This window comes from Myxococcus dinghuensis (genome assembly GCF_024198235.1).
Classification (GTDB): domain Bacteria; phylum Myxococcota; class Myxococcia; order Myxococcales; family Myxococcaceae; genus Myxococcus; species Myxococcus dinghuensis.
Window position 1 is genome coordinate 107,698 of sequence record NZ_JAKCFB010000011.1, and the last position, 25,358, is coordinate 133,055.

A 25,358-nucleotide genomic window follows, 5' to 3' on the forward strand; every position below is an offset into this window, starting at 1 on the left:
GCCTACAGCCCCGTCAGCAGCACGAGCATCCGCCACGGCGTCTCGGGGCCGCCGTCCCCCGACAGGCCCCGGGCGAGCCCGTGCAGCTCCGGGGACTGCTCCAGGTGCTTGGCCGCCAGTTGGAAGCACTCCACCGCCGCGGCATCCAGCCGGGCGCGAGCGTCCGGGGACTGGAGGAGGCCATCGCGCTCGCACAGCGCGGCCGCCTCCGGGTGGCCCAGGAGCAGCCAGCGCGCCACGGCCGCGCGCAGCGACAGCTTGAACACGTACTCCATCACCGAGGCCGCGTCGGTGAACGGGTGGCGCAGCCAGTGGTTCACCGCGTGGTGGCGGGAGTACTGCTCGAGGCGCGCTCCCCACACGGGCTCGAGGACCGCCCGCCGCGCGGCATGGCGGGACCAGCGGACCTCGGCGGACGCCTCCGCGCCTCCGTAGGAGTCGAGCACCGCGTGCGCCAGCGCCAGGAAGCGGGGCGCGCGGACGGAGGCCAGGCGCGCCTGGAGCGCGGCGGCGCAGATGCCCGCCCAGGGTGCTCCCGGCAGCGACACCGCGCCGTAGCTCGCGCGCAGCGCGTCGAGCACCTCCGGGACGTCGAACGGGAGGAGCACCTCGTCGAGCCGTGCCTCCGCGCCCGCGCGGGGCTCGCCGCGGAACGCGTCGGTGCCCCGGAAGTAGAGGCCCTCCAGCCGCTGCGCCAGTTGCCCGAGCATGAACAGGCGCGCGCCGAAGGGCGCCTCACGGTGCTGGAGGATGCGCAGCGCGAGCCCCCGGACGCGCTCCGCGTGCCGGGTCCATCCGTCCTCCGCGTCCCCGCCGCCCAGCTCCCGCGCCAGCTCCGGCCGCACCGCGAGCGACGGCGCGGCGGACTCCACCTCCAGCGCGTCCTCGGAGAGCAGGCACAGGCGCACCACCTCGGGGCAACCGAAGGAGCCCGCCACCTCCAGCCGCGTGTCCCTCCGCGTCACCGCGCGCGGGAACAGGGCGCAGGCATCCGGCAACGCCGCCTCGCCGTGCCGGTGGTGCAGCGAGCACAACCTCCGTTCATCGAGGAAGGCGCAGTGCCCGTCGTCCCGCTTCGCGACGTACGCGACGTCGTCCTCCGAGCCCGCGTCCGGGTTGGGGACGACGAGCGCCTCGACGCGCGCCGCGTCGGGGCCCTGGGCGACGACCTCGCGCATCAGCCGCCAGCGCGTCTGGCTCACCGGGACGACGAGCCCCGCGCAGCAGGTGTCCTCGCAGGCGTCCGCGAGGCACTGGAAGCGCGTCATGTACCGGGGCGCGGCGGCGGTCATGGCCCTCCTGGGGCTCAGGCGTCGGACCTTCCGTGCAGCGGGTCGTCCGCCAGGGGCTCGGTGCTCCAGTCCTCGTCGAAGGCCTCGCGGTCCAGTTGGGCGAAGAGGCGCACCACGCAGTCGCCGCAGATGGCGGCGCCGTCCGTCCCGGGCAGGAGGCGGCTCGCCTCGTGCTCGAAGACGCCGCAGAACGAGCAGCGGCGCTGGACGGACGAGGCGCTCATCTACTTGCGCCCCAGGGCCTTCTTCACGAAGCCCCAGAAACCACCGGCGCGCTCCTTCAGGTCCGCGCCGCGTCGCTCCTCGGCGGCCTTCACCGACTCCTTGCTCACCTGGAGCTGCTTCTGGAGCTCCTCGGGGGAGTAGCGCGTGGCCAGCGTGGCCTTCACTTCCTTGCGCGTCGAGTACTCACGCGCCTCGACGTGCAGCACGCATTCCGAGTCGAGCTTGATGGTGACGGCCACGCGCACCGAGCCCTTCGGGCCCTTGGGCAGCCCCTCGATGCGCACCGTGCCCAGGTACTCGTTGGCGGAGATGTGGTTGTCCTCGCCCTGGAAGACGGACAGCTCGAGGGTCTCCTCGTTGTCCTTGTTGGTGCTGAGGGCGAAGGAGCGCTGGGCGGGCAGCGGGCTGTTGCGCTCGATGACGCGCTTGAAGGCGCCGCCGGGCATGGCGAGGCCCACCGTCATGGGCAGCACGTCGATGAGCACCACGCTGCTCACCTTGTCGACGGAGCCCGAGTAGAGCGCCGCGCCCAGGGCCACCGCCTCGTCCGCGTTGACGCTGGCCTGCGGCCCCTTGCCGAACAGGCCCTTGAGCTTGTCGCGCACCAGCGGCATGCGGCTCATGCCGCCCACGAGGATGATGTCGTCCACCTCGCTCGCCTTGAGCTTCGCGTCCAGGAGCACGTCGCGCACCACGTCCACGGTGCGGCTGAGCAGCGGGTCGCAGATCTTCTCCAGCTCCTGTCGCGTCATCACCACGCGCAGGTCGCGAGGACGCCCCGCGTCGTCCATCATCAGCATGGGGATGTGGACCTCGAAGCTGGCGCGCTCGGACAGCGCCATCTTCGCGCGCTCGGCCGCGTCGCTCACGCGCGACAGGGCGATGCCGTCGCCGTTGAAGGCCAGCCCCTCCTTCTCCTGGAAGCGCGCCAGGAGGAAGTCGACGATGAGGTTGTCGAAGTCGATGCCGCCCAGGAAGATGTCGCCGCCGGTGCCGAGCACCTCGAAGACGTTCTTCTCGATCTTGAGGATGGTGGCGTCGAAGGTACCGCCGCCCAGGTCGTAGACGAGGACCTTCTTGTTCAGCTCGCGGTTGAGGCCGTAGGCGAGCGCGGCGGAGGTGGGCTCGTTGAGGATGCGCTCCACCTTGAGGCCCGCGAGGATGCCGGACTTGCGCACCGCCTCGCGCTGCGGCTCGGAGTAGTACGCGGGCACCGTCACCACCGCGCGCTCCACCTTCTGGTTGAGGTGGGCCTCCGCCATCTCCTTGCACTCGCGGAGGATGATGGCCTGCACCTCCTCCAGCGACAGCACGCTCTCCCCCAGCCGCACGGCGGCGCGGCCGGCGGCGTCCGGGACGATGTCGTAGTGGAAGCGCTCGCGGACCTGGTTCACCACGGCGCTGTCGTAGGGACGGCCGACGAGCCGCTTGGCGCCGTAGATGGTGTGCTGCGGGCGCAGCACCAGCTGGCTCTTCGCGCGGTGGCTGACGAGCAGCTTGGCCTGCGCGTTGAGCGAGATGATGGAGGGGATGGTGTTGTAGCCCTCGCGCGAGCGCAGCACCGTGGGCCGCCCGTTGGAGAGCAGCGCGACGCACGAGTTCGTCGTCCCCAGGTCGATGCCGATGACGGGGCCGGTGCCGGTGATTTGCGGCGGGGGCGGCAGGAACACCGTCTTCGGCAACCCTCGCTCGTCGAGCGCGGGCGCGGACGCGGCGGGCTTCGCGACCGTGGGCGTCAGCAGCGTGGGCGTCCCCACCGGCTCCGGGGCCCGGGGGGCCTCGCGCCGCACGTTGGGCAGCGCCTCGGCCACCGCGGCGGGGGGCGGGGGTGGAGGCGCCACGGCCGCGGGCGGAGGCGGAGGCGGACGCGGCGCGGCGGGCTGCGCGACGGGCACCGGGGTCGCGACGGGAGGCGGCGGCGGACGCGACGCGGCGGGCTTCGCCACGCCCGGCGCGGTGTTCGTCTCCATCACCTCGAAGTCGAAGTCGAAGTCACCGTCGGAGATGCGCGAGCCGGTCGTGGGCGCGGGCGGAGGCGTCGTGCGCACCGGCGGCGGCGCGGCGGGCGGCAGCTCGTCCACGGCGTCGCTGAAGTCGAGGTCGAACTCGAGGCTCCCGCTCCGGGGCTTCGCGGCGGCGGCCGCGGGCGGAGGCGGCGGCGCGACGGGACGCGGGGGCGGCGCGACCGGCGCCTCCTCCACGGCCTCCGACAGGTCCAGGTCGAACTCCAGCGGACCGCTCGCGGACGGCGGCGGCGGCGCGGGCGGCGGCGCGGGGCGCGGCGCCCCAGGCGGCTTCGGAGGGGGCGCATCCTCCATGGCCTCCGACAGGTCCAGGTCGAACTCCAGCGGACCACCCGCGGACGGCGGCGGCGCGGGCACCTGCCTCGCGGGCGGCGTGTCCATCGCCTCCGACAGGTCCAGGTCGAACTCCAGCGGACCGCTGGCGCGAGGCGCCGAGGGCGCGGCGGAGACCTCCTCCTCCACGGTGATGCCCACCTCGATGGGCACCTCCTCGAGCGGCTGGCCCATGGCCACGGGCGCGTCGGCCGTCAGCGCGTCGATCTCGAAGTCGAGCCCGGGCAGCGGCTCGTCCACCTCCGCCACCTCGACGGACGCGCTGCCCGGCGGCGGCGTGCTCGCGATGAGCTCGTCGAGCGGGATGTCCACGTCGTCGTCCGCGGACGGCGGCGGAGAGAAGTCGAAGGGCTCGTCGAGCGCGGAGGCCGCAGGCGCCTCGATGTCGTCGAAGAGGGAGTCGAGCGCGGCGCCCCCGGAGGCAGGCGCGGGCGCCGCCCGGGCGACGGCCGGGGCCGCGACGGGCTTCACCTGCACGGGCGAGACGGAGGGCGCCATGGGCGCGACGGCCGGCGCGATGGAGGGCGCCAGCGGCGCGACGGAGGGCGCGATGGACGGGGCAATGGACGGCAGCGGCGCGGCGGCGGGTACGCCCCCGGAGACCGGCTTGCGCAGCAGCATCATGTCCACGAGCGAGCGGCTGGGCTCGTCGAGCTCCTGGAACTGGAGCCCCATGCCCGGAGGGCCCGCGGGGTCGCCCACGTCGCGGACCCAGCGGACCTCGGCGGTGCCGCGCAGCACGCGCAGGCCCCCGGCGATCTGCACCTCGAACTTGACGGGTGTCCCCACGGGCTGCGGGGTGCGCGAACGGATGAACATCCCGCCCGGGCTCAGGTTGGTGGCGAACTCCTCCGCGAAGCTCCCCACGCTCTCATGCTTGAGCTTCACCAACAGACCGACCGCCTTCCGGTCCGTGGTGCGCCTGCCTTGATCCATGACGCACCACCATCGCGGTCCGGAGCGCCGCGCTCAAGAGGGTTTTGACCCCTTGGCCGCCCGACCGGCCATTGGTGGACGTCAGGTGGGCCCGTGGCCTACCTGCACCTCCCTGGCAAAACGCTATCCTCGCGGGACGGAGGAGACCCAGGCATGAGCACGCTCCCACTCACTGCGTCCGTGGCCGCTCGCACGACCTGGCTCGTCGACCGGCGCCACGACCTGATTTCCACGGTGGGAGGACTGGGCGCGAGCCTCGCGCTGGTCGCACTTCACGTCTGGGGTGGGGTGAGCGCCCCCGTGTTGTGGTGGTCCTGGGTCCTGGTGCTCGACGGCCCCCACCTGTTCGCGACGGTGTCGCGCACCTACCTGGACGCGCGGGAGTGGAGGACGCGGCGCCGGCTCCTCGTGGGGAGCCTGGCGTGGTTCGGCGCGGGGCCGCTGTGCTTCGCGGTGTCGGTGGCCCTGGGGAGCAAGCTGCCGTTCGTGTCGTTCCTCACCTTCGCGTCGCTGTGGGCCTACTGGCACGTGGTGCGGCAGCACTACGGGTTGATGGTGCTGTACCAGCGCAAGGGCGGCGAGTCGTCCCCGGTGGACCGGCGGCTGGACAGCGTGACGCTGTACGTGGGCCTGCTGGCGCCCTTCGTGGCGTTCGCGGTGACGCACCCGAGCGCGCGCAGACAGCTCGGCCTGACGGGCGCGCCGACCTGGGAGTCCACGCTTTCGGCGGCGTGCTTCGCGCTGGCGCTCGCGGGGGTGGTGATGAACGGGGCGCGGCAGGTGTGGCGCTGGCGCGCGGGCCCACCGGTGAACGGGCCGAAGCTCTTGATGATGGGCGCGGCGCTGGGGTTGTCCGCGTTCGTCTTCTGGCCTTCGGTGGCCGCGCGGATGGACTTCATGATGTTCGCCGTGGCGGTGACGGCGTTCCACAACGTCCAGTACCACGGCGTCGTCTGGTTCTATCACCGCAATCGCTATCACTCACAGGGTGCGGACACGGCGTCGTTCGGCTGGGCGCCGAAGGTGAGCCAGCGGTTCTTCATCTACGTGGCCTGCGGCGTGGCCTTCACCCTGCTGTATCGCGGCCTGGGCTGCGGCTTCGGCACGCATCCGGGCTGCGGCGGCTTCGACACGAAGCTGGCATTGGGCGCGGGCCTGACGCTGCGCGACTTCATGGCGGGCCTCATCTGGGGCTTCGCCCTGCACCACTACTACCTGGACCAGCGCATCTGGCGGGTGAGTCGGGACGCGGGGCTGAACCGGGACTTGAAGCTGGCCCCACCGACCCGTTGATGGGGTGCAATTGCCCCTGGAACACAAAAGCAAATCGCACATCAAGAACCAGCGTCAGACCTTCCATTCATAGTGCGCGACGCGATGGCGCTCGGCGATGGGGACGCCCGTCACCCGGGCGCCAGGCGAGCCGTGGGGCGCTTCAAACCCACACACTTCACGCCCTTGAATGGAGACTCTCATGCTGTTGTCCGGAAGCTCATCGAGCGCCACGCGCGCGCTGCTCATCACCTGCGCCTGCCTCCTGTCCGCCTGCGGCCAGGAGAAGGCGGAGGTTCCCTCGCCGGATGCGCTCAAGTCGTTGAGCACCGGCGTGTGCGGTAACGCCATCGTCGAGGAGGGAGAGCAGTGCGACGACGGCAACAACGACCTGGGCGACGGCTGTACGCCCCTCTGTACCCGCGAGCTGATCTGCTTCAACGGCACCTGTGAGGCCGTCTGTGGCGACGGAAACGTGATGTCCCCCGAGGACTGCGACGACGGGAACACGGTCAACGGCGATGGCTGCTCGTCGACCTGCCAGCGCGAGCCCGGCTCCCTCTGCGTCAACATCACCGAGCCCCCCGCCGACTTTCTGAGGATCCCCATCGTCTACCGAGACTTCCGAGGCTACGACCTGCCCCCGATGGCCGGCCTGCCCAGGGGACACATCGACTTCGAGAACTCCAACATGGGGGCGGAGGCGGGCATCGTGAGCAACACGCTCGACACCCAGGGCAAGCCCATCTACGCCAAGGCCGGCATGTCCTCGGCGAACACGCACGGGAAGGCGGCCTTCGACCAGTGGTACCGGGATGTGCCCAACGTGAACATCACCCGGGCCGAAAGCCTGATGCTCACCCACGTGGGCAATGGCCAGTACCTCTTCGATGACGCGACCTTCTTCCCGGCGGACAACTGGGGGTGGGCGGCCAGCGGACAGGAGCCGCTCCGCAAGGACAGCAGCGGAATCGGACACAACTTCAGCTTCACCAGCGAGCTGCGCCACACGTTCGTCTACACGGGCTCGGAGGTCCTGAACTTCCTCGGGGATGACGACGTCTGGGTCTTCATCAACGGTCGGCTGGCGCTCGACCTGGGCGGTATCCATGGCGCGGCGGCGGGCTCCGTCAACCTGTCGCAGCGCGCCGCGGTGCTGGGCCTCGTTCCGGGCAAGACCTACGAAATCAGGGTGTTCCAGGCCGAGCGCCACACCGTGGGCTCCACGTACCAGCTCCGGCTCATCGGGTTCAATTTCTCCAGGACCCGGACGGAGTGCAGCACCCCTTCTGCGTGTGGCAACGGCGTCCTCGACGACGGTGAGGAGTGCGATGACGGCGTGAACGCCGGTGGCTATGGCCAGTGTGCTCCCGGCTGCGTCTACGGCCCCCGGTGCGGCGACGGAGTCCTCCAGGGCGCCAACGGCGAGCAGTGCGACGACGGCGTGAACGGCGGCGGCTATGGCCTGTGCGCCCCGGGCTGCGTGCTCGGTCCCCGCTGTGGCGACAGCATCGTGCAGCTCGCCTCGGGTGAGCAGTGCGACGACGGGGTGAATGGCGGCGCCTACTCCCGCTGCGCTCCCGCCTGCCTGTTCGCGCCCCGCTGCGGCGACGGCATCGTCCAGCTCTCCGCGGGCGAGCAGTGCGACGACGGCAACCTGCTGAACGGCGACGGGTGCGGCTTCACCTGCCAGCTCGAGCTGCCCTGAGTCACGCCCACGGCTCCGGAGGTCCGTCCTCCGGGGCCGTGGGGTCACTGTCCCACCGGATGAAGCAGCGTTGACCCGAGGCCAACGCGCTGGCCCCGCGGAACGCTGTCCACCCTCCGCACCCAGCACCAGCCTTTCCGTGTGCGTGACGACGGGCCACGCGTCCGTCGTCCGGCGGGGGGCCTGGGCATGAGGGACCGGCGTCGCACGGGTTCATCCGAGCCAGGTGAACAGGTCGCCTACGCGGATGTCGACGAGCTCATCCGCACGGCGACGAAGCTGATGCAGGAGGACGCATCGCTGGAGACCCTCACTCCCGAGGAGCTCCAGCGCATCGGCGAGGAACTGGACATCCCCGCCCGGTACATCGACCAGGCCCTGGCCCTCCGGGCCGAGCGGATGGAACGACAGGAGCAGACCCGGCGCGCGGCGGAGCACGCCCGGCGGGCACGTCGTCAATGCCTCCTCCGACGCGCGCGCTGGAGCGCGGCGCTGCTCGCGGGCGCGGGGCTCCTGCTCGGGATGGGGACGACCGCCGTCCACAACGGCCTCGACACGCGGGCCCAGGAGGTGGGGCGACAACGGGCCCAGGTGCGCAACGTGATGGAGCGCAGCGAACGACTGCGGTCGCGCTTCGCCACCACCACGCCCGGCCCGGAGCGCGACGCCGAGCTGTCCGGCGCCGACAACCGCGTGTCCGTGGAGCAACGCCGCTACGACCAACTGGCCTCCGACTACAACGCCGCCGCAGCCTCCATCCCGAACCGCTGGGTGGTGGAGGTCGCCGGCCTTCCCAGGAGACTCCCGCTGTCCACGGAGCTGACGTCATGGTGAAGACCGCCCTGCTGCTGTTGGTTCCGCTCCTCACGCTGGCCGTCCCCGTCCCTCGCATCACCCAGCCCGTCGAGGACCTCGCGGGCGTGCTGCCCTCCCAGGACCACGAGGCCGTGTCCGGCCAGCTGCTGCACCTGGGTGAGCGCACTGGCGCGCAGATGGCCGTGCTCCTCGTCGAAACCACGTCCGGAGAGCCCATCGAGGACTTCGCGCTGCGCGCCGCCGAGGCCTGGAAGGGCGGAAGCCCGACCCGGAACGATGGACTCCTCCTCGTGGTCGCCGTGAAGGACCGGCGCCTGCGGCTGGAGGTGGGGTATGGACTGGAAGCGTCCCTGCCGGACGGCATCGTGCGGAGCATCCTCGACGCGCAGGCGCCCTTGTTCGCGCGCGAGGACTGGCGCGGTGGGCTGACGAACATCGTCGAGCAGCTCCTCCAGCGGCTGGAGCGCGGAGACGCCGAACCTCCGAACACGCCGTCGGGCCCCGCCAGCGCCGCCGAGCCGCACCTCGCGCCGCGGCTCGAACCACCCGGAGCGTCCTTCTTGATGATGCTCGTCCTCGCCGCCGTGGCGGGCATCGCGCGGAGCCTGCCGTGCTCGCCTCGTTCGAAGCGCGCGCGCGGCCTCGCGGCCACGCTCATGGTGCTCGTGACCGGCGTCGTGACGGCGCTGGCCTCCTGGGGCGGGCAGTCCATCAGCATCGCCCTGGGCCTCTTCGGCGCCCTCACCCTCTGGTTCTTCCTGGCGTGGCGACTGCCGAGGAAGCAGCCCCCCAGCGCCAGGCTCGTCGCCATCGGTACGCCGCTGGTGGGGTACCTCCTGGCAACGCCCGCCATCGCCAAGGCGCCGACGTGGATGGACTGCGCCACCGTCCAGCCGCCGGTGGTGTTCCTCCTGCTCGCCTTCACGCTCCGCTACAGCGTCGGCATCATCGCGAACGCAATCCCGCTCCACCTCGGCTCCGAGCCCCGGGTCCAGTCCCTCACCCTGAAAGCAATGATTCGGTTCGGATACCTGCCGGAGTACCTCCGCCTCGAGTCCACGAGCCACCAACGACTCGACCGGCACGCGGGAGAACACGGCCCCGGGCGCTACGACCCTGGCAGCCACCCGGGTGGACACCTCGGCGGGGGCGAAGGCGGCTGGAGCGGAGGAGGTGGCGGCAACAGTGGAGGAGGCGGCGACTTCGGCGGTGGCGGCTCCAGCTCCTCCTGGTAGCCCCGCCCCGTACGGAGTCCGCGCGCGTCAGGCTCACTGCGGGACCACGCGCCGCACGAACCCATCCTGGTTCCACGTGTCGCCCGTGCCATCCCGCTGCCAGCCCGCGACCACGACTCCGCCCTGGGGCTCCGCCGCGATGCCCGTCGCCGCGAGCGAGCACGTCCCGCTCGCGCACCCCACCGGGGGCACCGTCCGGTCGTCGCGCCACGTGCCATCCGGCGTGTAGCGGGAGAGCACGTCGCCGCACACCACCGTCGCGCCGCCCTCGTCATCCACCGCGACCGAGGGCCCCAGCGCCATCACCTCGCCGCACGCCGGCTGGCGCAGCCCCAGCTCCTCGCCCTCCGCGCCCACCCGGAGCAGGAACGGCCCCGACGACCCGAGCGACGCCCCGTCCCACACCAGGAGCCCGGTGAAGTCCCCCACCACCGACACCGCGCCATCCGGTCCCGACGACACGGAGGTCACCCGCCCCTTCGCGCCCGGCAGCTCCTTGCCCCACACCAGCTTCCCCGCGTCGTCGAACGCCAGCACCACGAACCCACGCCGCCCCTTCGCGCCGAACGTCCGCCCATCCACCTCCAGCGTGTCCGACAACTGCCCCGCCCACACCGTCCGCCCGGAGGGCGTCAGCGTCACCGCGCGCAGCGCCGTCTCCTCCCCCGTCCCCGGGAAGCGCCGCGTCCAGCGCACCGAGCCGTCCGCGTCCAGCCGCGTGAGCACCGGGTCCTGGACCTCCTCGCCCTCCCACTCCTCGGCGGCCACCACCACGCCGCCCGTGCCATCCGCCGCCACCGACCAGGCCTTCTGCCCCACGCGGCGCTGCCACCGCGCCTTCCCCTCGGCGTCGAACCGCACCACGAAGCCGTCGTTCGTCGCCCCCAACCCGAAGTCCGCCGGGTACAGGAACGCGTTGCCGCTCAGGAACATCGAGCCGTCCGCCCCCGGGGACGCCGCCACGCGCAGCTCCGCCAGCCGCTCCCGGGGGAACTCGCGCAGCCAGCGCCGCGTCCCGTCCGCCGCGTAACGCGCCAGCGACACCACCAGGCGCTCACCCGGGACCGGCGCCCGGTCCTCGTCCTGCCGGGGCGTCCCCGACACCACCGTGACGACGTCCCCGTCCCGCCCCACGGCCACGCCCGTGGCCGTGTCGTCCTCGGGCCCGCCCAGGCCGTGGCCCCAGCCCCCGCTCGCCGTCTCCCCGGCCGAGGGGCGCTCCGGGTTGGACGCCGCGGAGCCGCCGCCCGGGCCCCCCGCGTCCGGAGACTCCGGAGTCCCGTGCTCCGTCCCGCAGGCCACCCCAAGGCACAGCGCGGCCAGGGGCACCCATGCCCTCCAGCCCCGAGCCCTCGTCCGCTTCGACCTCATGCGCGCTCCCAGGGGCCGCCTCCGTCCACCGGAGGCCGCGCCTCCTGGAAGGTAGCCAGCGTGTCCGGGACACGGCATTCCCCGGCCCTCCGGGGGCTCTGGAGCAGGCCTGGGGGGCATGCAGGCGCGGTCCACCGGGCACGAGGCCCTCCGGAAGCACCCTCCCGGAGTGTATGGCAGCGGAATAGGTCGTCGCTCCAACGGTTGCCAGCGCACGCCGCGGCCGCTTGGAGGGAGGAAACCGTTGGTCCGAGCGGCGCCCACGAATTAAGAGACATCTTCCATGGAAAGCGCCGCCCCCGCCCAGACTCCCGTGCCCGACGCCTCGAGCGACGACCTCCGCGCAGTCGAGGAGCTTGCCCAGGCCCGCAACGCCATCGTCGCGCAGATCGAAAAGCGCGTGGTCGGCCAGCGCGAGGTGGTGGAGCACCTGCTCATCTCCCTCTTCAGCCGGGGCCACTGCCTGTTCGTGGGCGTCCCGGGCCTCGCCAAGACGCTGCTCATCTCCACGTTGGCGGACGTGCTCAACCTGTCCTTCAACCGCATCCAGTTCACGCCGGACCTGATGCCGTCGGACATCACGGGCACGGACATCCTGGAGGAGGACCGCAACACCGGTCGGCGCAACTTCCGCTTCGTGCAGGGGCCGCTGTTCGCGAACATCATCCTCGCGGACGAGGTGAACCGCACCCCGCCCAAGACGCAGGCCGCCCTGCTGCAGGCGATGCAGGAGTACCGCATCACCGCCGGCGGCCGGACGTACCCGCTGGACCTGCCCTTCCTCGTCTTCGCCACGCAGAACCCCATCGAGCAGGAGGGGACGTACCCGCTGCCCGAGGCGCAGCTCGACCGCTTCATGTTCCTGGTGGACGTGGGCTACCCCACCGCCGAGGAGGAGGTGCAGATCGTCAAGAGCACCACCGGCGGCGCGCAGCCCGCGCTGGAGAAGATCCTCTCCCCCGAGCGCATCCTCGCGCTCCAGGAGCTGGTGCGGCGCGTGCCGGTGCCGGACCACGTGGTGCGCTTCGCGGTGGAGCTGGTGCGCAACACGCGCCCGAAGGAGGCCGGCGTGCCGGACTTCGTGGCGAAGAACGTGTCCTGGGGCGCCGGTCCCCGCGCCAGCCAGTACCTGGTGCTGGCGGCCAAGGCGCGCGCCATCCTCCACGGCCGCTTCGTGGCCACGGTGGAGGACGTGCGGGCGCTGGCGCGGCCGGTGCTGCGCCACCGCGTGCTCCCCAACTTCACGGCGGAGAGCGAGGGCATCACCTCCGTGAAGCTCGTCGACCAGCTGCTGTCGGTGGTGAAGGGCTAGCGCGGCGTGCTGCTCGATGCCCAGACGCTGGCCCGCCTCAAGGGCGTGAAGCTGCGTGCCCGCGCGGTGATGGAGGGCGTGCTCTCCGGCCTCCACAAGAGTCCGCACCAGGGCCAGAGCGTGGAGTTCGCCGAGCACAAGGAATACGCCCCCGGCGACGAGCTGCGGCACCTCGACTGGAAGGCGTACGGCAAGTTCGACAAGTACTACGTCAAGCGCTTCGAGCACGAGACGAACCTGCGCTCGGTCATGGTGGTGGATGCGTCCTCCTCCATGGGCTACACGAGCGGCGCGCTGACGAAGCTGGACGTGGCGACGACGCTGGCGGGCGCGCTGTGCTACCTGCTGGTGCGTCAGCAGGACGCGGCGGGGCTGGCGCTGCTCACCGGCGGCAAGTGGAAGGACGTGCCGCCGCGCGCGTCGGCGGGCCACCTCAACGTGCTGCTCGACACGCTGGACGCGACGGTGCCGGGGGGCGGCACGGACCTGGGCAGCGCGGCGGACCACCTGGCGGAGGTGCTGCCCCGGCGCTCCTCGGTCATCGTCCTGTCGGACCTGCTGGACGAGAAGCAGGACGCGCTCAAGCGGGTGCTGGCGCTGCGGCAGCGCAAGAACGACGTGTCGCTGTTCCACGTCGTGGACCCGGCGGAGCTGACCTTCCCCTTCGACGACCCCACCCTCTTCCTGGACATGGAGGGCGAGGGGCGCATCGAAGTGAACCCGCGTGAAATCAAGGAGAGCTACCTGGAGGAGTTCCACGCCTTCCTCGCCCAGGTGAAGGCCGCGTGCGCGGAGGCGGACGTGGACTACGAGCTGGTGCGCACCGACGAGCGGCTGGACGACGTGCTGCTGCGCTACCTGGCGCGGCGCGGGAGGCGCGGGTGACGTTCGGCAATCCGTGGATGCTCCTGGGCGCGCTGGGCGCCTTCATCCCCCTGCTGGTGCACCTGTTCGACCGGCGCCGGCCGCGTCCCCACCCGTTCGGCCCCATGGCCTTCGTGCTGCGCAGCCAGAAGCGCACCGCCAGCCGCCTCAAGCTCAAGCGCCTGCTGCTCTACGTTCTGCGCACGCTCATCCTGCTGGCCATCCCCTTCGCGCTGGCGAAGCCGGAGCTGGGCAGCGAGGCGAACGCCGCGCAGGTGGTGAAGGGGCCGGCGGCCACGGCCATCATCCTGGACGCCTCGCTGTCCATGCGCTGGTCGGACGGCACGGCCCTGTTCGAGCGCGGACGCGACGAGGCGCGCGACGCGCTGAAGGACCTGCTGCCGGAGGAGCCGGCCACGGTGCTGGTGTGCACGGCGTCGCCCGCCGCGCCGCCGCCGCCGGGCTTCGACCGGGCCCGGCTGCGCGCGTTGGTGGACGAGGCGAAGCCGACCTACGGCGGCGCGGACCTGTCGCGCTGCATGGACCTGGCGGCGCGCGCGCTGGAGGAGAACCCCATGCCGGGCAAGCGGCTGGTGGTGGTCTCCGACATGGCGGCGTCGGCCTTCCGGCTGGAGGCCCCGCCGCCCACGGTGAAGGGCCCCACGGGCGCGCCGGTGAAGCCGGAGGTGGTGCTGCGCGACGTGGCCTCCGGGCGCGACGCGCTGGGCAACCACGCCATCGTCGACCTCAAGGTGGAGCCCGCGCTCCAGGCCGGGCCGCGCGCGTTCCAGTTCACCTTCACGGTGCGCAACTTCGGGACGGAGGCGGCCAAGGACCTGGAGGCCGCGGTCCGCGTGGGCGAGACGACGCTGGCCAAGGGCTTCGTGGACGTGCCCGCGGGCGGCACCACGCAGAAGGCGCTGACGGTGCGCTTCCCGCAAGGCGGCACGGTGGTGGGACAGGTGACACTGGCGCCGGACGCGTTGGCGGAGGATGACCGCCGGGCCTTCGTGCTGCCGGTGCCCCGCGCGCTGAAGGCGCTGGTGGTGAACGGCGCGCCGCACGCGACGCGCTACCGGGACGAGGCCTTCTTCGTGGACGCGGCGCTGACGGCGCCGGGCTCGCCCGTCGAGGTGGCGGTGCGCGACGCCGAGGTGGGGTTGGGCGAGGACTTCTCCGGGTACGACCTGGTGCTGCTGCTCAACGTGACCGCGCCGAGCGCCGAGGAGGCCGCGCGGCTGGCGACCTTCGTGGAGAACGGCGGCGGGCTGTTCATCAGCATGGGCGACCGGGTGAACACGGAGGACTACAACCAGCGGCTGGGCGCGGTGCTGCCGAGGCCCCTGCGCGTGGTGCGCACCAGCGCCGAGCGCGAGACGGACCCGGAGGCGGAGACGAAGGCCGCGCGGCTGGCGCAGGTGAAGTCCGAGCACGTCCTCTTCTCGCCCTTCACGGGCCGCGCGGAGGAGGGCCTCATCGGGGCGCGCTTCTACCGGTACATGCTGCTGGAGGCGGACAACCCCGCGAACCCGGGCGCGAGCCAGGTGCTGGCCACGTACGAGGACGGCGCGCCCGCGGTGGCGGTGATGCGCAAGGGCAAGGGCCGCGTGGCGCTGTTCACCAGCACGGTGGACCGCGACTGGAGCGACTTCGCCATCCGCACCAGCTTCCTGCCGCTGATGCAGCGCTTCGCGGCGTACCTCACCGGCTCGCTGGAGGAGCGCGAGGAGGTGCGCGTGCGCGTGGGCGAGCAGGTGACGCTGCGCCCGGAGGGCTCGCAGAAGGTGACGGCCGTGCGCACGCCGGACGGTGGCGACCTGCCGGTGAAGGAGCAGTCGGACGGCTCCGTGGTGGCGGGCCCGGTGATGGAGCCCGGGGCGTATTCGGTGCTCGGCGCGGACGGGAAGATGCAGCCCGCGCTGTCCTTCGCCGCGACGCTGGACCCGGCGGAGAGTGACTTGACGCGCGTCCCGCAGGACACGCTGACCGCCTACTTCGGCGAGGAGACGGTGAAGGCATCCACGGGTGACGCGGACAAGCCCACCGTGCCGTTGTGGACGTGGCTCATCCTGGCCGCGTGCGTGGCGTTCTTCCTGGAAGGCACGCTGCTGCGCAAGTAGCGGCGGGGCGGGGCACTCCCTCACGCGCCGGCGGCCGTGTCAGGGAGTGGGGCGCCGGAGCCGTCATCCCCAGGCCACGCGTCCATCCCGGGCGCGCCGAGCCTGCGCGCCTGCACGGGCGCCCCGGATGGAGTCCCTGTCATGGTCCCCGGTCCCGACGTGGTCATCGCCTGTCCGCGCTGCGGCGCACTCCACCGGCGCTGGTCCCTGGCCTCCGGCAATACGTTCGGCGCGGTGCTCTGGAGCGATGGCTGGTTCGAGGCGCCCATGTGCCCGCTGCCGCCGTGGATCGCCCGCTGCGTGGGCTGCCGGGTGTTCTTCTGGGTCAAGCGCGCCGTCGAGCTCGGTGAGATGGACCACTACACCTCCCAGTGCGACGAGACGCTCACCACCCTCACGCTGGAGAGCACGGGCACACGTCGCGTCGAGGTCATGCGGCAACTCCGAGCGCGGCTGGGGCTCGGCCTCCAGGCGGTGAGACACCTCGTCGACCATCTCCCCGCGCGAGTCGGCGAGTACGTCCGCCCGTCCGACGCACGAGACGTCGTCGCCGCGCTGGGACAGCTCGGCGCCCATGTCAGCTCGACCTGCGTCGTCACCCAACCCTACGTGCAGACGAATCCCCAGGAATGGAGCGAGGCGCCCCAGGTGGAGTACGTGACGGAAGCGCTCTTCCTGGAAGCGATTCGCGAGGGGCTCGCGACGACGCCCGACGAGGAGCGCGAGCTGAGGCAGTGGGCCTGGTGGGTGGGGAACAAGGACTATCGCCGAGGCGCGCCCTGGGTGCCGCTCTCCCAACGGGCTCCCGAGGTCCGCGAGAACGCCGCGGCACTGATGGCGCTGTGCTCGACCCACGACGCAGAGCAGCGACTGATGCACGCGGAGCTGCTGCGTGAATCCGAGCGCTTCGAGGAAGCACGCGCCCTCCTGGACCTCCCGCCGCCCCTGGCGACGAGTCCGGGGCTCGACGTCCTGCGCGACGCGGTGCGACGGGGTGAGTCTCGGCTGCTCCCGCTACCGCGGCCCGAAGCCGTTTGAGGAAGCACACCCCGGAGTCGTTAGACTCCCTCCCCGTCATGCTCCCGGGTCCCGACATCGTCCTGGCCTGTCCTCACTGCGGCGCTCCCCACCGGTCCCCCTCGCTGGCCACCGACAATACGTTCGGCGCCGAGCGCTGGAGTGACGGCTGGTTCGAGACGGCGATGCGGGCGAGTCTTCCCACGGTCGCGCGCTGCGTGGGCTGCCGCGTCTTCTTCTGGGTCGAGCGGGCCCGTCGCCTGTGTGACCTGGATTCCATCTCGGAGTGGCGCGAGGAGCCCCACACCCGCCTCATCCTCGACCACGCAGGCAAGCGGCGTGTCGACGTCAGGCATCTGCTCCTGCAGGAGCTGGGAACCAACCTCGAGGACGTGCGGCGGCGCATGGACCGACTCCCCACGCCCATCGGCCAGTACAGGACCCGGGAGGAGGCACGAAAGGTCACCCTCCGCTTCGAGCATCAGGGCGCGGCCGTCTCCTCCCAGGAGGTGGCCGTCAAGGTCCCCCTCGACACGAGACCCGCCGAGTGGAGGCAGGCGCCCCGCATCCGGCTCGAGGACGAGGCCCTGTTGCTCGACGCGCTCCGCGAAGGGCTCGCGCGGACACTCGACGAGGAGCGCGAGCTGCGTCGGTGGACGTGGTGGCGGGGGAACGACGCCTTCCGTGGCGGGGACGCGTGGGTGCCGCTCTCCCAGCGCGATTACGAGGTCCGCGAGAACGCGCGGGCCTTGATGGCGCTTTGCTCGAGCGAGGGCACCGAGCCCCGCTGGCTGCACGCGGAGTTGCTGCGCGAGCTCGAGCGCTTCGAGGAGGCGCTCGTCCTCCTCGACCGCATGCCCTCTCCGGAGCTGGAGCCGCTCCGCGACGCGGCGCGCAGGCGTGATTCGCGGCTGCTCCCGCTGCCCTTCCCGGTCAGGGAGTCGCCAGCCTCGGAGCCGTGACTAACGCACCCACGCGATGCGGTGCTTGCGGCCCTTGATGCGGCCTTCGCTCAAGCGCTGGAAGGCCACCTTCGCCACGCGCCGCGCGACGGCCACGTAGGCGATGTGGTCCTGGATCTCGATCTTGCCCACGTCGGTGGCGTTGAAGCCGCCCGCCTCGCCCGTCAGCGCGCCGAGGATGTCTCCAGGCCGCATCTTGTCCTTGCGTCCGGCGGAGATGTAGAGCGTCTCCCACGTCGAGCCCAGGAACGCCGCGCCGCCGCCTTCGGCCGGGGGCAACGTGTCCACGTCCCCGACCTCCAGCTTCGTGCCGATGGCCTCCTCGATGGTCTCCACCTTCCGCTCGTCGCGCGGCGTGCAGAGCGAGATGGCCAGGCCCGTCCGGCCCGCGCGCCCCGTGCGGCCGATGCGGTGGACGTAGGGCTCCGGCTGGAACGGCAGGTCGAAGTTCACCACGGCGTCCAGGGCCTCGACGTCGATGCCGCGTCCCGCGACGTCCGTGGCCACCAGCACGCGCGTGCTCAGGTTGCGGAACTTCGCCATCACCTGGTCGCGGTCGAACTGCTCCATGTCGCCCTGCAGCCCGTCCACGCTCACGCCGGACGCCGCGAGCGCCTTCGTGACCTCCACCACCGTCGCCTTCTGGTTGCAGAAGACGATGGCCGAGGCCGGCTGGTACTGGCGGAGGACACGAAGCAGCGTCGCCTGCTTCGCCTCGGGCTCGCACGTGTAGCGCACCTGACGGATGTCGGGCGCGGCGGCCGTGTCCTCGACCGTCACGCGCACGGGGTCGCGCTGGAACGTCCGGCTCAGCTTCTCGATGTCCGGCGGGAAGGTCGCGGAGAAGAGCACCGTCTGCCGGCGCGACGGCATGGCGCCGAGGATGCGCTCCATGTCCTCGCGGAAGCCCATGTCGAGCATCCGGTCGGCCTCGTCCAGCACCACCGTGCCCAGCCGCCGCGTGTCGAGCGCCTCGCGGTCCAGCACGTCCAGCACCCGCCCCGGCGTCCCCACGGCGACGTGCGCGCCCTTCTCCAGGGCCTCCAACTGCGGACGGATGGGCTGTCCACCCGCGAGCACCACCACCTGGAGCTGGGGCATGCGGCGCCCCAACCGGCGCAGCTCCCCGGCGACCTGCGCGCACAGCTCGCGCGTGGGGCACAGCACCAGCGCCTGGACGCTCCGCTCCGGCAGGCGCACCTTCTGGAGCACGGGGAGCGAGAACGCGGCCGTCTTGCCGCTGCCCGTCTTCGCCTGGCCGACCAGGTCCTTGCCCTGCAACAGCACGGGGATGGCCTGCTCCTGGATGGGCGTGGCCGTCTCGAACTTCAGCTCCTTCAAGACCTGGAGCAGCGGGGGTGACAGGGAGAGCGTGGCGAAATCCATCGATGCCTCGAGTGAACGGAGGCGCGGAAGGTGCCTCGGAATCCCGGGCGCCCTTGTAGCAGCCGTCGGCGCGGGGACAAGCCCTGCGTCGGTCAATGGACCGTGGGACGCCGCCGCGAGCGGCGGGGCTTGCTCCGCAGCTCCCGCTCCAGGACGTCCTTCAGGACGACGGCGCTGTTCCGGTCCTCGTCCCGCGCGCTGTACAGCAGCGTCACGTCCCCGTGGCGGGCGGCCTCGACCAGGGGCGCCAGGGACTCGCGATGCTCGCCCAGCTCCCGGGCGTACCGACGCTGGAACTCCTTCCAGCGCGCGGGGTCGTGCGAGTACCACTTGCGCAGCTCCGTGCTGGGGCTCACGTCCTTGAGCCAGCCATCCATCTCCAGCCGCGTCTTCTTCACGCCCCGGGGCCACAGCCGCTCCACCAGGAAGCGCGCGCCCTCCGAGTCCTCTCGCGCCAGGTGCTGGTACACACGCTCGAGCTGAATCATCGCCTTGCCGGCTCCCGTAGGTGGAGGTGTGGAGTCCACGCCAGCGGCGCTGCGCCACCGTGGATGCCTCCAACGTGGCGTCGCGACAGGCGAAGTGGGGAGCAACGGCCGGGGTCCCGCCTCCTCGTCCGGGAGGCGCCGGCGCCCGCATGGCGCGGGTTCGATGGCGGCACGCGAAGATTCTGGCCGGCGTGCAGCGCACCGGGCCGCTCCAGGGGCTGACGAGCATCCGACGCATGGCGTGCCCCGTCGCTTTCCGACCTCCTGGCTCACGCGCGGTTCTGCCAGACTGCGGAATGTGACTGCTTCCGCCCTCTATCGCGACTGTGCCCGCCTCTTCATGGTGGGCTTCCCTGGCACCCGCATCGACGCTGACCTCGCCTCGCTGATGGACGACGGCATCTATGGCGCCATCCTCTTCAAGCGCAACGTGGGCACGGCGCAGGAGACGGCGGGCCTGTGCCGCGAGCTGAAGACGCGCGCGGGGCGGCCCTTCATCCTGTCGGTGGACCAGGAGGGTGGACGCGTGGCGCGGCTGCGAGGCGCGCCCTTCACCACGCTGCCGCCCATGCGCGAGCTGGGTCAGCAGGGAGATGCGCGAAAGGCGGAGCGCGTGGGCCGGCTGCTCGCGCACGAGCTGCGCGCGGTGGGCTTCGACTGGGACTTCGCGCCGGTGCTGGACGTGGACACCAACCCGGCCAATCCCGTCATCGGCGACCGGAGCTTCAGCCGGGACCCGGAGGAGGTGGCGCGGCTGGGCGTGGCGCTCGCGCGGGGCATGGAGGCCGGCGGCGTCGCCTCGTGCGGCAAGCACTTCCCCGGACACGGGGACACCACCACGGACAGCCACCTCACCCTGCCCCGGCTGGCGCATGACCTGGAGCGGCTGCGCCGCGTGGAGCTGGTGCCCTTCCGCGCGTTCGCGCAGGCCCGGCTGGCGTCGTTGATGACGGCGCACGTGCTCTTCGACGCGCTGGACCCGGGGGTGCCGGCGACGATGAGCCAGCGCGTGCTGGGAGGCGTGCTGCGCGAGGAGCTGGGCTTCGACGGCGTGCTCGTCAGCGACGACCTGGAGATGAAGGCCATCGCCGACCACTACTCGGTGGAGGAGGCCGCGGTGCTGGGCACGCTGGCCGGCGTGGACCTGTTCCTCGTGTGCCACCAGGCGGACGTGCAGCGCCGGGCCATCGAGGCGCTGGTGAAGGCGGTGGAGTCCGGGCGCGTCCCGCGTCAGCGCATCGTCGACGCGCACCGCCGGCTCGACGTGCTCGCCTCCCGCTTCGCGCACCCGGCGGAGGACCGGCTCGCCACGCTGGGGGACACCGAACACCAGGCGCTCGCCCGCGGCCTCGACAGCGCCTTCGCGGGCAAGGACCCCACCGAGGTCATGCTCGCGTCGCGCTGAGCCCGGCGCCCGCTCGACGCGGTGTGCCCCACGGTGACGCAGGGGCCTCACGGGTTCCGCGGGGCCTGCTTCTGTTTCCGCTGCTGGAGGTCCTGGGGCGGCGGCGTCTCGCGCTCGTTCGGCGGCGGCGGGATGCCCTCGCGCTGCTGCTGTTCGAGCTTCTCCACGTCCACCGGATTGCCCGCCGCGACGCCGGGCAGCTCCTTGGGCGGGACGTTCTTCACCGCCGTGGGTGGCAGGTTCTCCCCCACGCGGTCCTGCACGGGGGCGATGTTCTGGAAGCCCGCGCCACCCGTGCCGGGCCCGAAGCTGCTCAGCGGCTGCTCGTCGTTGGCGACGCCCTGGTACGACGTGCCCGCCTTCGGAATCCGCCGCTCCTCGCGCTGGAGCTCCCGCTCCTCGCGCTGACACCCCGCGGTGCCCAGCGCCGACGCCACGACGAGCACGCCGGGCAGGAACCACTGACGGACGCTTGCCTGGGACATGTTCCATCCTCCCGGCGGAGCCGTGATGCTCCCGCCGGGAGATGGATAGTCACGCCGCTCGGAGACGACGGCGGGGCGCCGGGCAGGCGCCCCCCGGCTCCCTAGCGGTGAGGACGCACGTTGCGGTCCTGCCAGCCCACGGGGCGATAACCCCAACTGTGGTTGTAGTCCGTGGGGCCGCCGACGCTCGCGCCGTCCTCGCCGCCGAGCCCCTGGGCGGAAGGCGAGTAGCCCGCGCCACCCTCGAGACCGTACCGGTGCTGCATCATCTTCCCGGAGTCGTCGTGGATGGACTTGTTCTGCTGGCCCTCGAGCTTCGGCGTCCGCGGGTCGATGCTGGAGCCAATCTGCTTGATGGTGCCGTTGTGGCCCCGGTCCGCCGTCATCAGGTACGGCGGCGCCTTCTCCGCGTGGATTTCACCCTGCATGTCCAACAGGGCCTCCGGCTGGGTGCCGCGCTGCGCGAACGCGCCGCCCCGCGGCTCGTCCGGCTGCTTTCCACCCGTCTCGGGCAGCCCGCCACAGCCCACGCTCCACACCGCGCCCACCGTCAGCGCCACCACCTGGGTCCACCGCCGAAAACTCCGCTCGCGCATATGCACTCCTCGGGTTCGCTTCCCTTCGATTCCTCCGTCTGTCCGGAGGAATGGGCACCACGGGTGCCCGAACCACGGGGCGGGTACTCGGCGGCCTCGTCGGCCGCCCGTCCAGCTTCGACCTTCAACGGCCCTTCTTCGCCGCTCCCGTGGAACCGATTCTCTTCACGACCGGAGCCTTCTTCGCACGCGCATTCTTTGCGCCTGACTTCTTCGCGACGGGAGCCTTCTTCTTCGCCGGCGCGGTCTTCTTCTTCGCCGGCGCGGTCTTCTTCGCGGGAGCCGCCGCCGACCGGGCCACCTTGCCCGCGGGCGCCTTCTTCGCGGCGGCCTTCTTCGTCGACGCCTTCTTCGCCGGCGCGGACGCCGCCGAGGTGGTGCCGCCCCTCGCGCCGAGCGCGGCGAGGACCTCCGCCACGTGGCCGTCCACCTTCACCTTGGGCCACACCTGCTTCACCTTCCCGTCGGGGCCGATGAGGAACGTCGCGCGGGTGATGCCCAGGAACTTGCGGCCATACAGCGACTTCTCACCCCAGACGCCGTACGCGTCGGACAGGGTGTGCCCGGTGTCGGCCACCAGCGGGAAGGACAGGTTGAACTTGGTGGCGAACTTCCGGTGGCTCGCGGTGCCGTCCGCGGACACGCCCAGCACCACCGCGCCGGCGGCCGTGAGCGCCGAGTGCTCGTCGCGGAAGTTGCACGCCTCCACCGTGCAGCCGGGAGTGTCGTCCTTCGGATAGAAGTAGAGGACGACGTCCTTCCCCGCGAACTGGGAGAGCGTCACGGTGTTGCCGTCCTGGTCGGGGAGCTGGAAGCCAGGGGCCGCGTCACCTGCTTGGGGCATGGGCATGCGCGCTCCATAGCCACAAACAGGCCGCGTTCTCAATCACCCGAGCGCCGTGACGCAACCGACTCAGTGCAGCTCGCCGCCGTGCTCGTCGCCGGCCTCGCCCGGAGGGTGGTTGTGGGACTCCAGGCGCACCAGTTGCGCGCGGCAGTCGTCCAACGCCTTGCGCAGCGGCGCGCGCGTGGGCTCGTCGTGTGTCTGGCCCAGCTTCTTCGCCAGCGCCTCGCACGCGGCGCGCTGGGTGTCCGCCTCCGAGGTCCCCGGCCCCGTCGCGCCGGGCGTCGCCAGCGGGCGCGGCGGGAGGGCGCCGCGCAGGGTGCGGATGGCGGCGATGCGCCTGTCCGCTTCTGGACGGGCCTTGGAGCCCGGGGGGACCTTCTCGAACGCGGCGACGACCTGGTCCCAGGCCGGGTCGTTCAGGGGGACCTTTTCGGTCACGGACGCGGTGTACTTCGTGTCCGCGGCCTGGAACTCCGCGTCCCCGGACGGTTGGAGGGGCCCGGAGTCACACCCGGCGAAGAGCGAGAGACCGACACAGAGCGACAACGTCGCCGGAAGCCTTCGGAAGACAGTCCACATGACGCGTAGGTACCTCCTGCTGGCCTCCGGAGGGAAGCGCGGCTAGGGTGACACGCCGTGTCGCCCATCCTTCTCGCCTTCCTGTTGGGTCTCTCCCAGGGTCTGCTCCACGCGGTGGGGCCGGACCACTGCGCCGCCATGGCCACGCTCGGTACCTTGGGCGGCGGGCGACGGCGCGCCGCCATCACCACGGCCTTCCGCTTCGCCCTCGGGCACGCGGCCATGCTCGGCGGCATCGCCACCCTCTGCCTGCTCGCCGGCGTCGGCCTGTCGGAGACGTTCGAGCGCTGGGCCGAAATCTTCGGCGGCGCGGTGCTCGTCGCGCTCGCGGTGGCCGCGCTGCTGTTCCCCAACACCATGAACCACGGCCACCCGCACCTGCCCGGCCACGCGCACGAGCCGCATGAGCACGTGCACACGGTGAGCACGGCGGCCGGCGCGCTGATGGCCGTCAGCGGCGTGCGCTCGCTGCTGCTGGCCCTGCCCCCGCTGCTGGTGGGCGGCAGCATGAGCCTGGCGGCGTGGACCTACCTGCCGGGCTTCGCGCTGGGCATCCTCCTGGGCATGGGCGCGGTGGGCCTGCTCTTCGCCGAGGGCCTCACGCGCCTCAACTCCCGCCTCACCGCCTGGGTGCAGCGCGCGGTGGCGCTGGGCTCCGGCGCGCTCGGGCTGTTCTGGATCGGCTCGCGCCTGGCGGGCGGCTGAAGTCGCCGGGGTGGACGGGCGCTACGAGCGCTTGTCCAGGATGCCCAGCGACATCATCGCGACGAGGAAGCCGTAGACGACGTGCTCGGGGCGGTTGGCGAAGGCCAGCAGCTCCGCCACGGTGCGGTTGCCGTCGATCTTCGGCAGCAGCTCCGCCTCCCACCGCTCCAGCTCCACCTCGTTGAGCTGGTAGGCCGGGGCCACCGCCGGGATGAGCCGGTCCTCGGGCTGCAGCAGCCGGCGCAGGCGCTCCGGCTTGTAGAGCTTCTTGATGCCCCGGACGATGAGGTTGGCCGGGTGCACGTCCAGCTTGATGGACTCCGCGCTGGCCTTCTCGCGGAAGCTCATCACGTAGGTGCCCTCGTCCCAGGCGAAGAGCGAGTAGATGACCGCCTTCACCTGCTGGCCCACGTAGTAGAGCCGCTCGGTGTCCTTGAGCAGGCCCCGCTCCACCAGCACGTCACCGGTGCGGCGGTTGGTCTGCGCGGCCACCGCCGACGCGTCCTGGAGCTGCTCCGGCTTGATCTTCCCCACGCGCACGAGGAACTGGCCGAACCGGTCCGCGAGCAGGTTGGAGAGGGCGAACACCGGCATGCCCTTCTCGAAGTAGACGACCTTCTTCACCTTGCCGCGCTGGATGCCCAGCTCGCCCGTCTCGCGGGAGAGGTAGTACGCGGTGAGCAGCGAGGGCAGGTTGTCCCTGAGTTCGCCGCGGCGGCTGCCCGGCGCGCCGGACCCCGCGGGCAGCGGATCCGGCGGGCGCCCCGGGGTGGGCGGGCGCACCTGCGTGGCCGGCACCTTCTGCATGGGGCTGGCGGTGAGGTTGGCGCCGCGAATCTCCGCGGTGATGTTGCCGCCGCCGGTCACCTTGATGCGACCCGTCAGCTCCATCACGTCCTGCGGCCCCTCCTCCTCCACGTCGATGTCCAGCTCCACCTCGAAGGCGTCCTGGAGCGAGGCGGCGGGGGCGGCCTTCTGCGGCGGCGGGAGGACCTTGGTGACGGCCTCCAGGAGCTTCTGCGCCTCGAACGGCTTCTCGAAGTAGCCGGCGGACTGGTACTTCTGCCGGGCCTCCAGCGCGTGCTTGCCACCCTTGAACACACCGGTGATGAACAGGAGCGGGAGCTGGGGGTTGTCCTTCCGCAGCGCGTCCGCGAGGTGGTAACCCATCATGTCCGGCAACAGGATGTCGAGCACGGCCGCGCCGGGCGGACTCGCGCGGGCGACCTCCATCGCCTGCCTGCCGCGGCTGGCGCCGACGACCTCGTAGCCCGCGTCCTCGAACAACTGGGTGAGGAGGGAGAGAAGCTCCGGGTTGTCGTCGACGACGAGGATTCTGGGGGCGGCCATCGCGGGGCGTACGCTACCAGATGACAGCCA

Annotated in this window: 22 protein-coding genes; 11 read left to right on the forward strand and 11 right to left on the reverse strand. The window is 71.9% G+C overall.

Annotated elements, in window-relative coordinates:
- Positions 1–2: 2 nt before the first annotated feature.
- The 3 genes from fliB to LZ198_RS17150 are packed head-to-tail and all read right to left on the reverse strand — an operon-like array spanning position 3 to position 4,810.
- The gene (gene fliB / locus LZ198_RS17140) at positions 3–1,292 is read right to left on the reverse strand and encodes a flagellin lysine-N-methylase (RefSeq protein WP_253973057.1); all 1,290 of its coding nucleotides are present in this window, start codon (positions 1,290–1,292) and stop codon (positions 3–5) included.
- 14 nt (positions 1,293–1,306) lie between these two features.
- Positions 1,307–1,516: a ClpX C4-type zinc finger protein gene (locus LZ198_RS17145; protein WP_253973058.1), complete on the reverse strand. Its 210-nt coding sequence runs from the start codon at positions 1,514–1,516 to the stop codon at positions 1,307–1,309.
- Positions 1,517–4,810 (reverse strand): TIGR02266 family protein, encoded by a 3,294-nt coding sequence (locus LZ198_RS17150; RefSeq protein ID WP_253973059.1) that lies wholly within the window; start codon positions 4,808–4,810, stop codon positions 1,517–1,519.
- A gap of 153 nt (positions 4,811–4,963) precedes the next feature.
- Here LZ198_RS17150 and LZ198_RS17155 point away from each other — a divergent pair, with 153 nt between their 5' ends.
- From LZ198_RS17155 to LZ198_RS17170, 4 genes are all read left to right on the forward strand, one after another.
- Positions 4,964–6,103 (forward strand): hypothetical protein, encoded by a 1,140-nt coding sequence (locus LZ198_RS17155; protein ID WP_253973060.1) that lies wholly within the window; start codon positions 4,964–4,966, stop codon positions 6,101–6,103.
- A 181-nt stretch (positions 6,104–6,284) separates the two neighbouring features.
- The gene (locus LZ198_RS17160; RefSeq protein WP_253973061.1) at positions 6,285–7,790 is read left to right on the forward strand and encodes a DUF4215 domain-containing protein; all 1,506 of its coding nucleotides are present in this window, start codon (positions 6,285–6,287) and stop codon (positions 7,788–7,790) included.
- A 189-nt stretch (positions 7,791–7,979) separates the two neighbouring features.
- The gene (locus tag LZ198_RS17165; protein ID WP_253973062.1) at positions 7,980–8,624 is read left to right on the forward strand and encodes a LemA family protein; all 645 of its coding nucleotides are present in this window, start codon (positions 7,980–7,982) and stop codon (positions 8,622–8,624) included.
- Positions 8,618–9,841, forward strand: a complete 1,224-nt coding sequence (locus LZ198_RS17170) for a TPM domain-containing protein (RefSeq protein ID WP_253973063.1) — start codon at positions 8,618–8,620, stop codon at positions 9,839–9,841. Before LZ198_RS17165 ends, LZ198_RS17170 begins: the two co-directional genes overlap by 7 nt.
- 33 nt (positions 9,842–9,874) lie before the next feature.
- Here LZ198_RS17170 and LZ198_RS17175 read toward each other — a convergent pair whose 3' ends face one another.
- A complete protein-coding gene (locus LZ198_RS17175; RefSeq protein ID WP_253973176.1) occupies positions 9,875–11,170 on the reverse strand; it encodes a hypothetical protein in 1,296 nt (431 codons plus the stop codon).
- 325 nt (positions 11,171–11,495) lie between these two features.
- Here LZ198_RS17175 and LZ198_RS17180 point away from each other — a divergent pair, with 325 nt between their 5' ends.
- The 5 genes from LZ198_RS17180 to LZ198_RS17200 all read left to right on the forward strand — a co-directional run bounded on the left by LZ198_RS17180 (position 11,496) and on the right by LZ198_RS17200 (position 17,487).
- A complete protein-coding gene (locus LZ198_RS17180) occupies positions 11,496–12,524 on the forward strand; it encodes an AAA family ATPase (protein WP_253973064.1) in 1,029 nt (342 codons plus the stop codon).
- Between the two features lie 6 nt (positions 12,525–12,530).
- Positions 12,531–13,409, forward strand: coding sequence for a DUF58 domain-containing protein (locus LZ198_RS17185; protein ID WP_253973065.1), 879 nt, complete (start codon positions 12,531–12,533; stop codon positions 13,407–13,409).
- Positions 13,406–15,508 carry a BatA domain-containing protein gene (locus LZ198_RS17190; RefSeq protein ID WP_253973066.1) on the forward strand — a complete coding sequence of 701 codons (2,103 nt, stop codon included), beginning with the start codon at positions 13,406–13,408 and terminating at the stop codon, positions 15,506–15,508. The genes LZ198_RS17185 and LZ198_RS17190 overlap by 4 nt, the downstream gene beginning before the upstream one ends.
- Positions 15,509–15,649: 141 nt before the next feature.
- Positions 15,650–16,546 (forward strand): ribosomal protein L7/L12, encoded by an 897-nt coding sequence (locus LZ198_RS17195; protein ID WP_253973067.1) that lies wholly within the window; start codon positions 15,650–15,652, stop codon positions 16,544–16,546.
- A 38-nt stretch (positions 16,547–16,584) separates the two neighbouring features.
- Positions 16,585–17,487, forward strand: coding sequence for a hypothetical protein (locus LZ198_RS17200; RefSeq protein ID WP_253973068.1), 903 nt, complete (start codon positions 16,585–16,587; stop codon positions 17,485–17,487).
- Here LZ198_RS17200 and dbpA read toward each other — a convergent pair whose 3' ends face one another.
- Both dbpA and LZ198_RS17210 read right to left on the reverse strand, forming a co-directional pair.
- Positions 17,488–18,873 carry an ATP-dependent RNA helicase DbpA gene (gene dbpA, locus LZ198_RS17205; protein ID WP_253973069.1) on the reverse strand — a complete coding sequence of 462 codons (1,386 nt, stop codon included), beginning with the start codon at positions 18,871–18,873 and terminating at the stop codon, positions 17,488–17,490. It lies immediately after the preceding gene.
- A gap of 92 nt (positions 18,874–18,965) precedes the next feature.
- Complete coding sequence (locus LZ198_RS17210; RefSeq protein WP_253973070.1) at positions 18,966–19,361, reverse strand: DUF488 domain-containing protein; 396 nt, start codon at positions 19,359–19,361, stop codon at positions 18,966–18,968.
- Between the two features lie 340 nt (positions 19,362–19,701).
- Here LZ198_RS17210 and nagZ point away from each other — a divergent pair, with 340 nt between their 5' ends.
- On the forward strand, positions 19,702–20,766 hold the full coding sequence (gene nagZ / locus LZ198_RS17215) for a beta-N-acetylhexosaminidase (protein WP_323382735.1): 1,065 nt from the start codon (positions 19,702–19,704) through the stop codon (positions 20,764–20,766).
- Between the two features lie 47 nt (positions 20,767–20,813).
- Here nagZ and LZ198_RS17220 read toward each other — a convergent pair whose 3' ends face one another.
- The 4 genes from LZ198_RS17220 to LZ198_RS17235 all read right to left on the reverse strand — a co-directional run bounded on the left by LZ198_RS17220 (position 20,814) and on the right by LZ198_RS17235 (position 23,273).
- On the reverse strand, positions 20,814–21,251 hold the full coding sequence (locus LZ198_RS17220) for a hypothetical protein (protein WP_253973072.1): 438 nt from the start codon (positions 21,249–21,251) through the stop codon (positions 20,814–20,816).
- Between the two features lie 101 nt (positions 21,252–21,352).
- Entirely contained in the window at positions 21,353–21,847 is a 495-nt protein-coding gene (locus LZ198_RS17225) for a hypothetical protein (RefSeq protein ID WP_253973073.1), read from the reverse strand.
- A gap of 124 nt (positions 21,848–21,971) precedes the next feature.
- A complete protein-coding gene (gene bcp, locus LZ198_RS17230; protein ID WP_253973074.1) occupies positions 21,972–22,691 on the reverse strand; it encodes a thioredoxin-dependent thiol peroxidase in 720 nt (239 codons plus the stop codon).
- 69 nt (positions 22,692–22,760) lie between these two features.
- Complete coding sequence (locus LZ198_RS17235) at positions 22,761–23,273, reverse strand: hypothetical protein (RefSeq protein WP_253973075.1); 513 nt, start codon at positions 23,271–23,273, stop codon at positions 22,761–22,763.
- A gap of 57 nt (positions 23,274–23,330) precedes the next feature.
- Between LZ198_RS17235 and LZ198_RS17240 the strand changes: the two genes are divergently transcribed.
- The gene (locus tag LZ198_RS17240) at positions 23,331–23,978 is read left to right on the forward strand and encodes a hypothetical protein (RefSeq protein ID WP_253973076.1); all 648 of its coding nucleotides are present in this window, start codon (positions 23,331–23,333) and stop codon (positions 23,976–23,978) included.
- Between the two features lie 21 nt (positions 23,979–23,999).
- Here LZ198_RS17240 and LZ198_RS17245 read toward each other — a convergent pair whose 3' ends face one another.
- Positions 24,000–25,328 carry a response regulator gene (locus LZ198_RS17245; RefSeq protein ID WP_253973077.1) on the reverse strand — a complete coding sequence of 443 codons (1,329 nt, stop codon included), beginning with the start codon at positions 25,326–25,328 and terminating at the stop codon, positions 24,000–24,002.
- Positions 25,329–25,358: the final 30 nt, after the last annotated feature.

Excerpts from the sequence above, each read along its gene's own strand:
- fliB (WP_253973057.1), bottom strand. The coding sequence starts at position 1,292 with ATGACCGCCGCCGCGCCCCGGTACATGACGCGCTTCCAGTGCCTCGCG.
- LZ198_RS17145 (WP_253973058.1), bottom strand. The coding sequence starts at position 1,516 with ATGAGCGCCTCGTCCGTCCAGCGCCGCTGCTCGTTCTGCGGCGTCTTC.
- LZ198_RS17150 (WP_253973059.1), bottom strand. The coding sequence starts at position 4,810 with ATGGATCAAGGCAGGCGCACCACGGACCGGAAGGCGGTCGGTCTGTTG.
- LZ198_RS17155 (WP_253973060.1), top strand. The coding sequence starts at position 4,964 with ATGAGCACGCTCCCACTCACTGCGTCCGTGGCCGCTCGCACGACCTGG.
- LZ198_RS17160 (WP_253973061.1), top strand. The coding sequence starts at position 6,285 with ATGCTGTTGTCCGGAAGCTCATCGAGCGCCACGCGCGCGCTGCTCATC.
- LZ198_RS17165 (WP_253973062.1), top strand. The coding sequence starts at position 7,980 with ATGAGGGACCGGCGTCGCACGGGTTCATCCGAGCCAGGTGAACAGGTC.
- LZ198_RS17170 (WP_253973063.1), top strand. The coding sequence starts at position 8,618 with ATGGTGAAGACCGCCCTGCTGCTGTTGGTTCCGCTCCTCACGCTGGCC.
- LZ198_RS17180 (WP_253973064.1), top strand. The coding sequence starts at position 11,496 with ATGGAAAGCGCCGCCCCCGCCCAGACTCCCGTGCCCGACGCCTCGAGC.
- LZ198_RS17195 (WP_253973067.1), top strand. The coding sequence starts at position 15,650 with ATGGTCCCCGGTCCCGACGTGGTCATCGCCTGTCCGCGCTGCGGCGCA.
- LZ198_RS17200 (WP_253973068.1), top strand. The coding sequence starts at position 16,585 with ATGCTCCCGGGTCCCGACATCGTCCTGGCCTGTCCTCACTGCGGCGCT.
- dbpA (WP_253973069.1), bottom strand. The coding sequence starts at position 18,873 with ATGGATTTCGCCACGCTCTCCCTGTCACCCCCGCTGCTCCAGGTCTTG.
- LZ198_RS17210 (WP_253973070.1), bottom strand. The coding sequence starts at position 19,361 with ATGATTCAGCTCGAGCGTGTGTACCAGCACCTGGCGCGAGAGGACTCG.
- nagZ (WP_323382735.1), top strand. The coding sequence starts at position 19,702 with ATGGTGGGCTTCCCTGGCACCCGCATCGACGCTGACCTCGCCTCGCTG.
- LZ198_RS17220 (WP_253973072.1), bottom strand. The coding sequence starts at position 21,251 with ATGTCCCAGGCAAGCGTCCGTCAGTGGTTCCTGCCCGGCGTGCTCGTC.
- LZ198_RS17225 (WP_253973073.1), bottom strand. The coding sequence starts at position 21,847 with ATGCGCGAGCGGAGTTTTCGGCGGTGGACCCAGGTGGTGGCGCTGACG.
- bcp (WP_253973074.1), bottom strand. The coding sequence starts at position 22,691 with ATGCCCCAAGCAGGTGACGCGGCCCCTGGCTTCCAGCTCCCCGACCAG.
- LZ198_RS17235 (WP_253973075.1), bottom strand. The coding sequence starts at position 23,273 with ATGTGGACTGTCTTCCGAAGGCTTCCGGCGACGTTGTCGCTCTGTGTC.
- LZ198_RS17245 (WP_253973077.1), bottom strand. The coding sequence starts at position 25,328 with ATGGCCGCCCCCAGAATCCTCGTCGTCGACGACAACCCGGAGCTTCTC.